Genomic DNA, 13,092 nt, shown 5'->3' with positions numbered 1-13,092 from the left:
TCCGAACGGACGAAGGAGTCTGCGGATGCGTGTCCGTGACCTGCTCGCGCCCGGCGCCCCGCACCTGCGGCTGCTCGCCGGCGAGGACGAGCTCGACCGGCAGGTCAGCGGCGTCATGACCACCGATCTCCAGGACCCGGGGCGCTACCTGCACGGCGGCGAGCTGGTGCTCACCGGCATGCTCTGGCGTACCGCCCCGGAGGACTCCGAGCGCTTCGTGCGGACCCTGGTGACCGGCGGCGCGGTCGCCCTGGCGGCCGGCGAGGCCGAGGTCGGACCGGTGCCCGAGGACCTCACCGACGCCTGCCGCCGGCACCGCCTGCCGCTGCTCGCCGTCCCGGACGACATCGCCTTCGGCACCGTCACCGAGTTCGTCGGCCGGCAGGTCTCCGCCGACCGGGCCGCCGACCTCGCCGCCCTCGTCGACCGGCACCGGATGCTGGTCTCGGCCGCCGGCGGCGGCGGTCTGGACGCCGTCCTGGACCTGCTCGGCGGCGACCTCGACCTGGACTGCTGGGTGCTCACCCCGACCGGCCAGGTGATCGCCGGGCCGGCCGACCGGCTCACCGCCGAGGACCGCGACCAGCTGGCCCGCGCCCACCTCGGCGCCCAGCGCCAGCGCCGCCGCCCCCCGCACCGGGCCCGCCTGATCACCGGCAACTACTCGCTGATCCCGGCCGCCGTCGACCCCGCGGACGAGTCCCCGCTGGCCGACTGGCTGCTCGCGATCGCCGGCGACGTCACCGAGTGGACGCCCAAGCGGCAGCAGCTCGCCGAGAACCTCGCCCGGTTGGTCGCGGCCGAACGGACCCGCCGCGACGAGGGCCGCCGGCTGCGCCGCCGGATCGCCGACGAGACCCTCGCGCTGCTCCAGCGCGACGCCGACCCGGCCGAGATCAGCCGCGCCCTGCACGCCTCCACCTCGATGGCCCGCTACGAGGGCGGCACGCCGCTGCCGGTGACCGGGGAGGGCAGCTGGCTGGTGCTCAGCGCCGAGGCCACCGGGCTGCCGGACGGGGCGCTGAGACCGGTCCTGGAGGAGGCGCTGGCCTTCGCCTCGGAGCGGGCGCTGGTCGCCGCGCTGGGTGCCAACGGCGCCGTCGTGGTGCTGCCCGCACTGGACGTGCCGGTGCCCGCGGACGCGCTGCGCGAGCTGCTCGCGCCGCTGGAGGCCGGGCTGGGCTCGGAGGGGCGGATCACGGTGGGCGTCTGTGCGCCGGCCGCGGAGAGCGGCGGGCTGCGCGGTGCGCTGGAGGAGTCCCGGCACGCCCGGCGGATCGCCGCGGCCCGGGTCGGGCGGGTCTGCGTCGCGGGCCCCGAGGAGCTGGCCTCGCACGTGCTGCTGCTGGCGGCGGTGCCGGACGAGGTCCGCCGGGCCTTCCGCAGCCGGCTGCTGGACCGGGTGATCGCGTACGACATCGAGCACCAGGCGGACCTGGTGCGCACGCTGGAGGCCTTCCTGCGCTCGGACGGGTCGTGGACCCGGTGCGCCGCCCAGCTTCATGTCCATGTCAACACGCTGCGCTACCGGATCGGCCGCATCGAGGAGCTGACCGGCCGTGACCTGTCGCGCCTGGAGGACCGGGTCGACTTCTACCTGGCCCTGGAGCTCGCGTAGCGACCGCAGGTGTGCCCCCACCCGAAACCGGGTGGGGGCACCCGCGGTCGCTCACTCGGCGGAGCGGCGCTTGCCCCGTTGTCGGCGCGGGTACGGGAAGAGCCGCGGCGAGCGTTTGGCGGCGACGTCCTCGACCCAGCCGAAGACCAGCACCAGCAGGGCGAGCAGCGGGATCGCCGTCAGCAGGTCGAGCCAAGGGCTGTTCAGCAGCCACTTGAAGTTCGAGGACAGGTAGTCGTAGGACCACAGCGGGTCGAGCACCGGGACGGCCAGGGTCAGCGCGACCTCGTGCCAGAGGTAGACGCTGACGGCCCGCGAGTTGAGCAGGCTGACCAGGCCGTTCCAGCGTTCCAGCGGCGCCGGCCACTGGTCCCAGGACGGGCTGACGTGGAGCAGGATCGCGACGAAGCCGAAGGACCACAGGGCCTGGGCGATCGGCCAGGACTCGAGGTCGGTCACCTCGCCGGGATCGACCGGGCGGGTGCCCAGGTACCAGAGTCCGGCCACCATGATCAGCGGCGCGATGGAGGGCAGCACGTACTGCGGGATCCGCTTCAGCATCCCCTCCTGGTGGGCCATGCCGAGGATCCAGCAGGCACCGAAGGTGGCGAAGTCGTTCGCGGTCTCCCAGACCCGGCTGTAGATGAACTCCGGCTCGTTGCCGCCGAACGCGTTCATGCCGATGACCATCACCAGCGGGGCGCACAGGGTCGCCACCGGGAAGCGCCGCAGCGCCTTGAGCATCAGCGGGGACAGCAGGACATACCAGAGGTACGCCCGGAGGTACCAGAGCGGGACGATGACCTGCTCGGCCCAGGTCGTCTCGATGGTGTGGTGGAAGCCGGGGAGGGCCCCCGGGTACGGCGGGGTGCTCAGCGGCAGGATCCAGAAGGCCAGCTTGGCCCACCACCAGGTGGGGTGGCCGTCGGATTCCGGGCCGTACGGGCCGCCGCCGTCGTAGACCTGCAGGCCGACCATGATGATGCCGAACAGCCACATCGGCGGCAGCAGTCGGCGCAGTCGGCCGCGGATCACGCCGAGGGCGGGGCGCTTGAGCGAGCGGGCCATCAGGGACCCGGCCAGCGCGAACATCACGCCCATCGAGGGGAAGACGATGGGCAGCCAGGCCCAGCTGAAGTTGTGGTAGATGATCACGCGGACCAGGGCCAGCGCGCGCAGCAGGTCGAGGTAGCGGTCGCGGCCGCCCTTGGCCTTGGGCGCTGCCTGCGGCTCCTGCGGCTCCTGCGGCTCCGGTTCGGCCTCCTGCCGCCACTGCTCGGGGATCCGCAGCGCCACGGTGTCCTCGTGGCGTCCGAGGCTCGCGGGCGCGTGCGGCGGAACGGTCTCCTGGCTGCCGCCGAACCATCCGAAGGAATTGCTCATGGTCATGCCTCCACCGGGGCAGCGACCTCGCCGGTGCGCCGGAGCTTCTGCCAGCGCAGCCGGCCACCGGTGCACGCGGTGATCGTGGACTGCAGCAGGACGATGTACATCAGCTGCCGGTACACCACTTGCTGGAGCGGCAGGCTGATCAGGTGCCAGGGCTTCTCGCGGTCCAGCCGGAAGGCGTACCAGGAGAGCACCGCCTGGATCGTCAGGAAGCCGCCGAAGCTGATCAGGGTGAGTCCGGCGTCCGCGAACAGCACGCCGTACATCAGGAAGATGTCGACCAGCGGCGCCAGCAGCGGGGCGACCACGCCGAACAGCACGACGATCGGCAGCCCGAAGCGGCCGAAGCGCCCGGCCGGTCCGCGGGCGGTGACGGCGCCGCGGTGCTTCCACATCGCCTGCATCGAGCCGTAGCTCCACCGGTACCGCTGCGACCAGAGCTGCTGGATGCTGGCGGGTGCCTCGGTCCAGGCGCGGGCGCGCTCGGCGTAGACGATCCGCCAGCCCTCGCAGAGCACCGCCATGGTGATGTCGGTGTCCTCGGCGAGGGTGTCGTCGCTCATCCCGCCGACGGCCTCCAGGGCCTCCCTGCGGAAGGCGCCGACCGCGCCGGGGATGGTCGGGATGATGCCGAGCATGTCGTACATCCGGCGGTCCAGGTTGTGGCCGAGGACGTACTCGATGTGCTGCCAGGCCCCGATCAGGCTGTCGCGGTTGCCGACCTTGGCGTTGCCGGAGACCGCGCCGATCCCGGGGTCCGCGAAGGGCTGGACCAGCTCGCGCACGGTGGACGGCTCGAAGACGGTGTCGCCGTCCATCATCACGACGATGTCGTGCGAGGCGGCCGCGATGCCGACGTTGAGCGCGCTGGACTTGCCGCCGTTGACCTTGCGGATCAGCCGGACGAACGGCAGGGCCATCTCCTCGACGATGTCCGCGGTGCCGTCCGAGGAGCCGTCGTCGATGACGATGACCTCGATCGGGTAGTCACTGGCGGCCAGCGAGTTGAGGGTGTTGGCGATGCACTCGCGCTCGTTGTAGGCCGGGACGAGCACGGTGACCGGCTCGGTGACGGGCTCGCCCCAGAGGTCCGTCCGCTTGGCGCGGCGGGCGTGGACCGGAGCCAGGACGAGCATCAGCGCGAACCGGCCGAAGTTCAGGAAGCCGACCACGGCCAGCAGCGCGATCAGCACCGGCAGGGTGTGCACGGCCAGCTGGGTGGTCCAGATGTAGCTCTTGCCCGCCCACAGCTGGAAGCCGTGCACCGGTGTGGTGGCGCTGGTGGCGCCGAGCGCCTCGGAGATGGTGGCGAAGCGGTAGCCGTCGGCCTGCAGCTTCTCGATCAGGATCGGGAGCGCCGCGACGGTCTGGGAGCGGTCGCCACCGGCGTCGTGCAGCAGGATCATCTCGCCCGCGCCGGGGGTGGCCGGCATCGACTCCTGGACGATCGCGTCCACTCCGGGGAGCTTCCAGTCGTCGGTGTCGTGGTCGATGAAGGCGGTGATGTAGCCGCGGGCGCCGAGGTACTTGACGACCGGGTAGCTCCAGTCGTCCAGTGCGCCCGCGTAGGAGGAGTACGGCGGGCGGAAGAGCGTGCTGTGGACGCCCGCGGCGCCGGCCAGCGCCAGCTGCGTCTGGGCCATCTCCCAGCTGATCCGGGCGTGCGACTGGAACGCCAGGTCGGGGTGGGTGAAGCTGTGCAGCCCGATCTCGTGGCCGTCCTCCACGATCTTCCGGATCATGTCCGGGTTCTGGGCGGTCATCGAGCCGGTCACGAAGAAGTCCGCGCGGACGTGGTGGGCCGCCAGGATCTCCAGGATCTTCGGCGTCCACTCCTCGGAGGGGCCGTCGTCGAAGCTCAGCACCACGGTGCGGTCCGGGATGCGGTAGCTCACCGGGTGGTTGTTCTTCTCGCCGCGCGCGTCGACGACCGGGCCGCCCTTGAGGACCTTGTCCGGCACGGTCGTCTGGTCGACCGACTCCGCGACCCGGGCGTCGTGGAACACCTCGTTGGTGGCCAGGCCGCGCAGCACGATGAGCGCGAGCAGGCAGGCCAGCAGGGACAGCGGCATGACGAAGCGCAACGGCGGCGCGGCCAGTCGGCGCGGCCTGAGCAGGGTCTGCCGGCGGCGCTGGTGGCGGGACAAATGGCGCTCCTGGAGATGGGTGGTGCGGAGGTTCAGGGGTGCTTGGTCGACTGGCCCGAGGGCGTCGCCCCGCGCGGTGCGGTGGTCGTCGGCTTCGACGTGCCCGAGGTCTTCGTCGAGGGGCTCGTGGAGCGGGACGGCGTCTTGGGCGAGGCCGACCCGGACGGCGAGTGCGACGGGGTGGGGGAGGGCGACGCCGAGGGCGTGGGCGACGGGGCCGGCGCCTGCGAGGGCTGCACGGGGATCTCCATCGCCGGAGCGTCCGCCTGCCCGCCGACCAGGCTGCTGCCCATGGCGATCGCCAGGATCGCGCCGACCACCGAGACCGGCCAGCCGAGGCCGCGCAGCAGACGGCCGCGTCGACCGGACTGGGAGACGAACACCGGAGCGGGAGCGGCCTCTTCGAGACTCGACTCGTACACGTCAGACGGTGGTTCGTGTGCCGATCCGCGTTCGATGGGAGTGATGACTGGGCGCACCTTGCGACGCCTTTCAGTGCAGGGTACGTAGACCGCGGGAGCGTAGGGCGAACGCTAGTGCACGGGCCTGAATCGAATTGAGCCCGATGGGTGGATTTAGCCGGATCTGTCGAAGCGTTGTAATCGGATCGCAATGACGGGCGACGCGTACTTGCGTGTAGGCGTGCACGCACCGTTGACCTCGGACTCCGTGGTTCCGGAACCGGCGAGGGGGCGCTGCGGCGGGTCTTGCGGCCCCCGTTAGGATGACCCCCTCATGTGACCAGTGCGCACGTGCGAGTCGGTACGCCCCAAGGAGCCCGAGTGAGTCAGCCCCGCCGCATACGTCGTCGCCGCGCGTGGAGCGTGCTCACCCTGCCGACCCTGCTGTGCGTCCTCACCGCCTGTTCGAGCGGTGCCGCGTCCGGCGGCGGCGACGGCACCGACGGGTCCGGGAAGGGCGGGTCCGGCACCAGCGCCTCGCCGACCCCGACCGGGCCGCCCGGGACGCTGTTCGACACCTTCCACTACACCGGCGCCAACGACCCGTCGCTGACCGCCCACGGCTGGGAGATCCGCACCGGTGTGGGCGGCCCGGGCATCAAGGACAGCTGGTCCGACGCGGGTGCGAGCTTCCCCGCCGACACCACCGCCCAGGGCGGCCGGACCCTGCAGCTGCAGGCGACCACCGACGGCACCCAGAAGGGCACCAAGCAGGTCGAGATCCAGAGCACCGGCACCAAGCTCTTCAACGGGACCTACGCGGCCCGGGTCTACCTCAGCGACAAGCCCGCCGGCGGCAAGAACGGCGACCACGTCGTCCAGTCGTACTTCCCGATCTCGCCCGCGGACGACTCGGCGAACTACAGCGAGCTCGACTACGAGTACATGCCCAACGGCGGCTGGGGCGCGCCGGGCCCGCAGCTCGACACCACCAGCTGGTTCAAGGCCGATCCGGCGGACCGCGTGACCAAGCCCCACAAGCAGCACTTCGAGGGCTGGCACATCATGATGGTCACCTCCGTGGACGGGAAGGCCACCTACTCCATGGACGGCAAGGAGCTGTTCACCAGCACCGGCAAGTACGTCCCGCGCGAGAAGATGGACGTCCACTTCAGCAACTGGTTCATCGACCTGATGCCGTCCCTCGGCGGTCAGCGCACCTGGAACCTGAAGGTCAACTGGTTCTACTACAAGGACAACGCGGCGGTCTCCTACGCCGACGTCCAGAAGACCGTGGACGGTTTCTACAGCGCCGGCACCGACTTCGTGGACACCCTGCCCAAGGGCTGACCGCGGCACAGACGGGGGAGGGGGGGGGGGGGGGGGGGGCCCCCCCGCGCCCGCGGGGGCGGGGGGGGGCGGGCGGGGGGGGGCCCGCCCCCCCCCCCCCCCCCCCCCCCCCCCCCCCCCCCCCCGCCCCCCCCCCGCCCCCCCCCCCCCCCCCCCCCCCCCCCCCCCCCCCCGCCGGGCCCGGTCAGTGGCCGGCCGGGATGATCCCGCTCAGCCAGGTGAAGATGCCGGGGATCATCGGCTTCCACACGTCGCTGGCGTGCGGGCCGGTGGTCTCCACCGGCACCACCGTGGTCGGCGCCTTCGCGACCGCCCGCAGCGCCTCGGCGGCCTCGTAGCCGTCGCCCTTGTTGCCGCTCAGGTACAGCGCCACCTTCGGCGGGTGGGCGGCGCCCTTGAGGATGTTCAGCGGGTTGGCGCCGTCCCGCAGCCGGGCGTCCTTCGCGGTCAGCGAGGCCGGCTCCTGGCCCGGGTCGTTGTAGCCGGAGAGGCTGACCCCGGCGCGGTAGCGCTCCGGGTGGGAGACCGCGAGCTTCGCCGCGCAGTGGCCGCCCGCCGAGTAGCCGGCGATCGCCCAGCGGTCCGGCGAGGCGTCGGCCCGGAAGTTGTCCAGCACCATCTGCGGCACGTCCCGGCTCAGCCAGGTCTCCGCGTTCACCTTGCCCGGCACGTCGGCGCAGCCGGTGTCGGTGGTGTCGCCCAGCAGGTTCGTCCGCGGCGAGATCAGGATGAACGGGGTGATCTCGCCCTTCGCCATCAGCGGCTTCAGCTGCTCGGACACCTTCAGCGTGCCGTACCAGGTCTTCGACGAGCCCGGCCAGCCCGGCAGCAGCTCGACCACCGGGAAGGTCTTGTCCTTGTACGCCGGGTCGTTGTACTGCGGCGGCAGCCAGACCAGCACCTCGCCGTCGATCCCGGAGAGCTGGCCCTTCAGGTCGGTGGTCTGCACGTCACCGGGGACCTTCGGGTCACCGACCGCCTTGAAGGACTGGATGACCTTCGCCCGCTTGTTCTCGTTCGACGTCCCCGCGGCGCCCCCGTCCGCCGGCGGCACCTGCGGCACCGCCCGCACGTGGTTGCCGGTGCCCAGCAGGTCGTCCCAGCTGCCGTAGATGAGGTTGGCGTTGTTCACCATGACGAAGACCATCAGGACCGCCGTGAACTGACAGAGCAGTAGCATTCCCAGTCTGGACAGCACCTGTACCGGCTGCGGCCCGCGGACCCGGCCCCACAGCAGCAGCGCCGCCGCGATGGAGATCGGCACGAGGACGATCGTGACGATGAGGAACGGTGTGCCTGTCAGTTGCATGCGAGAGTCTCGTATCCGGATCGCTGGCTGCCCGGGCCACGTGCCCGAAGATTGCTTCAAAGTGATCAGACAGCAGAGAACGGACGATCAGTTGCTCCCGAAGTCGGCGGAAACCTGAGAGGAACGTCACGTTTTCGTGAGAATCCGCTGTATGAATCGAGCCTAGTCTGCCAGGGCGGGAGGCTTGCGCCCGGGCAGGATGGTCGGAGACGACCGACTTTTGCCAGACCCTGACCCGGACCTGACCGAAGGAGCGTTCCCACCCGTGACCAGCCCCACCGGCGGCGGCCGCCCCGCGGTCCTGCCCAACCTGCTGGGCCTCGGCCCGCGCGCCGAGCGCCGCCGCCGCGCCCTGCCCGCCAGCGTCCTGCGACTGCCCACCATCGGCGTCGACATCGGGGGCACCAAGGTCGTCGCCGGCGTGGTCGACGGCGAGGGCCGGGTGCTCGACAGCGTCCGCACCGAGACCCCCCACAAGAGCAAGAGCCCCAAGGTCGTCGAGGACGTCATCGTCGACCTGGTCCTCCAGCTCGCCGACAAGCACGACGTCCACGCGGTCGGCGTCGGCGCCGCCGGCTGGGTCGACGCCGAGCGCTCCACGGTGCTCTTCGCCCCCCACCTCAACTGGCGGGGCGAGCCCCTCCGGGACGCGCTCAGCGCCCGGCTGCGCTTCCCCGTGGTGGTCGAGAACGACGCCAACGCCGCCGCCTGGGCCGAGTGGCGGTTCGGCGCCGGCCGCGGCGAGGACCACATGGTGATGATCACGCTCGGCACCGGGATCGGCGGCGCCGTCGTCCGCGACGGGTACGTCGACCGGGGCAAGTACGGGCTGGCCGGCGAGTTCGGCCACATGCAGGTGGTGCCCGGCGGGCACCGCTGCCCGTGCGGCAACCGGGGCTGCTGGGAGCAGTACTCCTCCGGCAACGCGCTGGTCCGCGAGGCCCGCGAGCTCGCCGTCGAGGAGTCGCCCGTCGTCCAGCCGCTGCTCGCCCGGGCCGGCGGCAGCCCGGAGGCGATCACCGGCCCGCTGGTCACCCAGGCCGCGCGGGACGGCGACGCGGTCGCGGTCGAGCTGCTCTACGAGGTCGGCCGGTGGCTCGGCGTCGGGATCGCCAACCTCGCCGCCGCCCTCGACCCGGGGCGGTTCGTGATCGGCGGTGGCGTCTCCGAGGCCGGCGACCTGCTGCTGGGCCCCGCCCGGGACGCCTTCGCCCGCACCCTCACCGGCCGCGGCTTCCGCCCCGAGGCGGGCATCGTGCACGCCGCCCTCGGCAACGAGGCCGGCCTGGTCGGCGCTGCCGACCTGGCCCGGCAGGTCGCCCGCCGCTTCCGCACCATCAAGCGCCACCGCACCCGGCAGTAGGGCCGGCCGGGCCCGGCGCGCTACTGGCGGGCGGCCAGCAGCAGGCCGGAGGACCAGTTCATCCGGACGGCGCGGAAGTCCGGGCGGGAGAGCAGGTCGACGACCAGCTTGTCGACCGCGGCCTGGTGGCCCTCGGGCCAGCCCGGCTGCGGGAGCAGGTCGTCGACCACGTAGAGGCCGCCCGGGGCGACCAGCGCCAGGACGCGATCCAGGTGGGTGAACTTGCCCGGCCAGGTGTCGGCGAAGACGAGGTCGAAGGGCTCGCCCGCGTACGCCTCCAGCCAGGCCCCGCCGTCGCCCGCGACGAACTCGACCCGCGGGTCCCCGGTGAACGCCTGCCGGGCGACGGCCTGCAGGGTGTCGTCCAGCTCCACGGTGACCAGCCTCGCGCCGGCGTCCATCCCGCTGAGCAGCCAGGCGGCGCCCTCCCCGATGCCGGTGCCGAGTTCGAGGATCCGTCCGCCGGGCCGGGTGGCCGCCAGGGTGGCGAGCAGCGAACCGGTCCGCTCCTCGCAGGAGAGGGTGAAGCCCGACGGTTCGGCGGCCCTCCGCAGCGCGGTGAGGACGGCGGGACGGTGCGTGACGGTGTCATCCATGCGCGCATTGTGATCACTGCGGACGGTCTCCGCTACGCCTTATCCCCGGCAGCCGGGACACTTCGTCAGGTCGATGCCCTGTTGTCCGGTCCGCGTCGGCTGTGGGACAACGGTGAACTGACGCCGAATCAGGAGGCTCGCATGCGGTCACCGGCCCGACTCGTCCCGACGCTCCTTCTCGCCACCGGTCTCTTCTGCCTCACCGCCGTCCCCGCCCGGGCGGCGCCGGGCGCCCCGCCCAAATCGCCCGAGGCGGTGGGCTACGGCGGCGCGGTGGCCAGCGTCGACGCGGACGCCACCGCCGCCGGGATCGAGGTGCTGCGCCGCGGCGGCAACGCGATCGACGCGGCGGTGGCGACCGCCGCGGCGCTCGGGGTCACCGAGCCCTACTCGACCGGCATCGGCGGCGGCGGCTTCCTCGTCTACTACGACGCCCGCACCCACCGGGTCTCCACCCTGGACGGCCGGGAGACCGCCTCCCGCACCGCCGACCAGAACCTGTTCCTGGAGAACGGCGCCCCGCTGCCCTTCGCCGACGCCGTGACCAGCGGCCTGTCCGTGGGCGTCCCCGGCACCGCGGCCACCTGGGAGCAGGCGCTGCGGCTGTGGGGCACCCGGTCCTTCGCCGAGGTGCTGCGCCCCGCCGAGCGGATCGCCGAGCGCGGCTTCACCGTGGACCAGACGTTCTACGACCAGACGGCGGCCAACCAGGCCCGTTTCCAGGACTTCCCCGCCACCCGGGAGCTGTTCCTGCCCGGCGGCCTCCCGCCCGCCGTCGGCTCCACCCTGCGCAACCCGGACCTGGCCGCCACCTACCGGGAGCTCGGCCGGCGCGGCACCGACGCGCTGTACCGGGGCCCGATCGGCGCGGACGTGGTGCGCACCCTGCAGCACCCGCCGGTCGACCCCGCCTCCGGGCGCAACGCCCGGCCCGGCCGGGTGGACGCCGCCGACCTCGCCGCGTACAAGGTGATCCGCCGGGAGCCGACCAGGGTCGGGTACCGGGGGTACGACATCTACTCGATGGCGCCGGCCTCCTCCGGCGGCACCACCGTCGGCGAGGCGCTCGGCATCCTCTCCCAGCGGCCCGAGCCCGCCGACCCGACCGCCTCGCTCCACCGCTACCTGGACGCGAGCCGGATCGCCTTCGCCGACCGCAACCGCTGGGTCGGCGACCCGGCGTTCAACGACGTCCCGACGGCCGGGCTGCTCTCGCCCGCGTACGCCGCCGCCCGCGCCTGCCTGCTCGACCCCGGCCGCGCGCTGACCAGCCCGGTCGCCCCCGGCGACCCGGCCCACCCGGCGGCCTGCGCCGCCTCCGGGCCGGCCGCGCCGGAGCCGTACGAGGGCCTGTCCACCAGTCACCTGACGGTCGCCGACCGCTGGGGCAACGTCGTCTCGTACACGCTGACCATCGAGCAGACCGGCGGCAGCGGCATCACCGTCCCCGGGCGGGGCTTCCTGCTCAACAACGAGCTGACGGACTTCTCCTTCACCCCGATCGTCCCCGGCACCCCCGACCCGAACCTGCCCGGCCCCGGCAAGCGCCCGCGCTCCTCGCTGTCGCCGACCGTGGTGCTGCGCGACGGGAAGCCGGTGCTCGCGGCCGGCTCGCCCGGCGGGGCGACCATCATCACCACCGTGCTCCAGGTGCTGACCAACCGGATCGACCGCGGCATGACGCTGGAGCAGGCGATCGCCGCGCCGCGCGCCAGCCAGCGCAACACCGCCGCCACCCAGGCCGAACCCGGCTTCCTCGCGCTGCCCGAGCGGGCCCGGCTGGAGGCGCTCGGCCACGTGTTCACCCCGGTCGCCGAGATCGGCGCCGCGACCGGGGTCGAGCGGCTGCCCGACGGCCGCTGGCTGGCCGCCGCCGAACCGGCCCGGCGCGGCGGCGGGGCGGCCGCGGTGGTGCACCCGGCGGGCTGAGATCACCGCTTCCCGGCTGTGTCGGTGCCGGGCGGTATGTTCAGGGGTGGGCGTGCCTTCGGGTCGCGCCCGCCCCGTCCACCGCCTGGGAAGGCCGCCCGCCGTGACCGTCCGCATCGCCACCTGGAACATCAACTCCGTCACCGCCCGGCTGCCCAAACTCCTGGAGTGGCTGGAGAGCGCCGCGCCCGACGTGCTCTGCCTCCAGGAGCTCAAGTGCTCCACCGACGCGTTCCCGTACGACGCCGTCGCCGAGCTCGGGTACGCGACCGAGGCCCACGGCACCGGCCGGTGGAACGGCGTCGCCATCCTCTCCAAGCTCGGCTTCGAGGACGTGGTCCGCGACCTGCCCGACCAGCCCGGCTTCCTCGCCGACGACGCGATGCTCCCCGTCGTCGAGCCGCGCGCCATCGGCGCCACCTGCGGCCCGGTCCGGGTCTGGTCGGTGTACGTGCCCAACGGCCGCGAGGTCGACCACGCGCACTACAATTACAAGCTGCAGTGGCTGGAGACCCTGCGCGACGTGATCCGCGAGGACGCCGCGGGCACCCGCCCGTTCGCCGTGCTCGGCGACTTCAACGTCGCCCCGACCGACGAGGACGTCTTCGACGTCGCCGCCTTCGAGGGCCTGACCCACGTGACCGCCCCCGAGCGCGCCGCCCTCACCGCCCTGCAGGAGGCCGGCCTGCAGGACGTCCTGCCGCGCCCGCTCAAGTACGACCACCCCTACACCTACTGGGACTACCGCCAGCTGGCCTTCCCGAAGAACCGCGGCATGCGGATCGACCTCACCTACGGCAACAAGGCCTTCGCCGACGCCGTGACCGACAGCTACGTCGACCGCGAGGCCCGCAAGGGCAAGGGCACCTCCGACCACGCGCCGGTCGTCACCGACCTGGAGCTGTAGTCGCGCTGAGTGACCGGCTCGTCTCGAACGGCTTTGCTAAGTGGCCGTACGGGTGGGCGCCGCCTAGCGTCTCCGGTAACCGG

10 protein-coding genes are annotated in these 13,092 nt (G+C 72.8%); 5 read left to right on the top strand and 5 right to left on the bottom strand.

Annotated elements, in window-relative coordinates:
- The first annotated feature begins 25 nt into the window (after positions 1–25).
- Positions 26–1,618 (top strand): PucR family transcriptional regulator, encoded by a 1,593-nt coding sequence (locus tag ACGFX4_RS02400; RefSeq protein ID WP_393069534.1) that lies wholly within the window; start codon positions 26–28, stop codon positions 1,616–1,618.
- Positions 1,619–1,669: 51 nt separating this feature from the next.
- On the opposite strand, the gene ACGFX4_RS02395 is transcribed toward ACGFX4_RS02400, so the two are convergent.
- Genes ACGFX4_RS02395 through ACGFX4_RS02385 form a run of 3 tightly spaced genes read right to left on the bottom strand, consistent with a single transcriptional unit; the run spans position 1,670 to position 5,576 of the window.
- Complete coding sequence (locus ACGFX4_RS02395) at positions 1,670–3,001, bottom strand: acyltransferase (protein WP_393069533.1); 1,332 nt, start codon at positions 2,999–3,001, stop codon at positions 1,670–1,672.
- A 2-nt stretch (positions 3,002–3,003) separates the two neighbouring features.
- Positions 3,004–5,154, bottom strand: coding sequence for a bifunctional polysaccharide deacetylase/glycosyltransferase family 2 protein (locus tag ACGFX4_RS02390; protein ID WP_393069531.1), 2,151 nt, complete (start codon positions 5,152–5,154; stop codon positions 3,004–3,006).
- Positions 5,155–5,186: 32 nt separating this feature from the next.
- Positions 5,187–5,576, bottom strand: coding sequence for a hypothetical protein (locus ACGFX4_RS02385; protein ID WP_345699921.1), 390 nt, complete (start codon positions 5,574–5,576; stop codon positions 5,187–5,189).
- 360 nt (positions 5,577–5,936) lie between these two features.
- On the opposite strand from ACGFX4_RS02385, the gene ACGFX4_RS02380 reads away from it, so the two are divergent.
- The gene (locus ACGFX4_RS02380; RefSeq protein ID WP_393069530.1) at positions 5,937–6,905 is read left to right on the top strand and encodes a glycoside hydrolase family 16 protein; all 969 of its coding nucleotides are present in this window, start codon (positions 5,937–5,939) and stop codon (positions 6,903–6,905) included.
- A 184-nt stretch (positions 6,906–7,089) separates the two neighbouring features.
- Here ACGFX4_RS02380 and ACGFX4_RS02375 read toward each other — a convergent pair whose 3' ends face one another.
- Positions 7,090–8,169 (bottom strand): alpha/beta hydrolase, encoded by a 1,080-nt coding sequence (locus ACGFX4_RS02375; RefSeq protein WP_393069529.1) that lies wholly within the window; start codon positions 8,167–8,169, stop codon positions 7,090–7,092.
- 310 nt (positions 8,170–8,479) lie between these two features.
- On the opposite strand from ACGFX4_RS02375, the gene ACGFX4_RS02370 reads away from it, so the two are divergent.
- Entirely contained in the window at positions 8,480–9,577 is a 1,098-nt protein-coding gene (locus tag ACGFX4_RS02370; protein WP_393069527.1) for an ROK family glucokinase, read from the top strand.
- A gap of 20 nt (positions 9,578–9,597) precedes the next feature.
- Here ACGFX4_RS02370 and ACGFX4_RS02365 read toward each other — a convergent pair whose 3' ends face one another.
- A complete protein-coding gene (locus ACGFX4_RS02365) occupies positions 9,598–10,173 on the bottom strand; it encodes an O-methyltransferase (RefSeq protein ID WP_393069526.1) in 576 nt (191 codons plus the stop codon).
- A 141-nt stretch (positions 10,174–10,314) separates the two neighbouring features.
- Between ACGFX4_RS02365 and ggt the strand changes: the two genes are divergently transcribed.
- Positions 10,315–12,102, top strand: coding sequence for a gamma-glutamyltransferase (ggt, locus tag ACGFX4_RS02360; protein WP_393069525.1), 1,788 nt, complete (start codon positions 10,315–10,317; stop codon positions 12,100–12,102).
- 103 nt (positions 12,103–12,205) lie between these two features.
- Positions 12,206–13,009 carry an exodeoxyribonuclease III gene (locus ACGFX4_RS02355; RefSeq protein WP_393069524.1) on the top strand — a complete coding sequence of 268 codons (804 nt, stop codon included), beginning with the start codon at positions 12,206–12,208 and terminating at the stop codon, positions 13,007–13,009.
- The last annotated feature ends 83 nt before the right edge of the window (positions 13,010–13,092 follow it).

Source organism: Kitasatospora sp. NPDC048365 (genome assembly GCF_043200835.1).
Classification (GTDB): Bacteria; Actinomycetota; Actinomycetes; order Streptomycetales; family Streptomycetaceae; genus Kitasatospora; species Kitasatospora terrestris.
This window is presented reverse-complemented; position numbering and strand designations above follow the sequence as displayed.

What these genes read in the sequence shown, in the direction of transcription:
- ACGFX4_RS02395 (WP_393069533.1), bottom strand. Translation starts at nt 3,001, where the DNA reads ATGAGCAATTCCTTCGGATGGTTCGGCGGCAGCCAGGAGACCGTTCCG.
- ACGFX4_RS02365 (WP_393069526.1), bottom strand. Translation starts at nt 10,173, where the DNA reads ATGGATGACACCGTCACGCACCGTCCCGCCGTCCTCACCGCGCTGCGG.
- ACGFX4_RS02400 (WP_393069534.1), top strand. Translation starts at nt 26, where the DNA reads ATGCGTGTCCGTGACCTGCTCGCGCCCGGCGCCCCGCACCTGCGGCTG.
- ggt (WP_393069525.1), top strand. Translation starts at nt 10,315, where the DNA reads ATGCGGTCACCGGCCCGACTCGTCCCGACGCTCCTTCTCGCCACCGGT.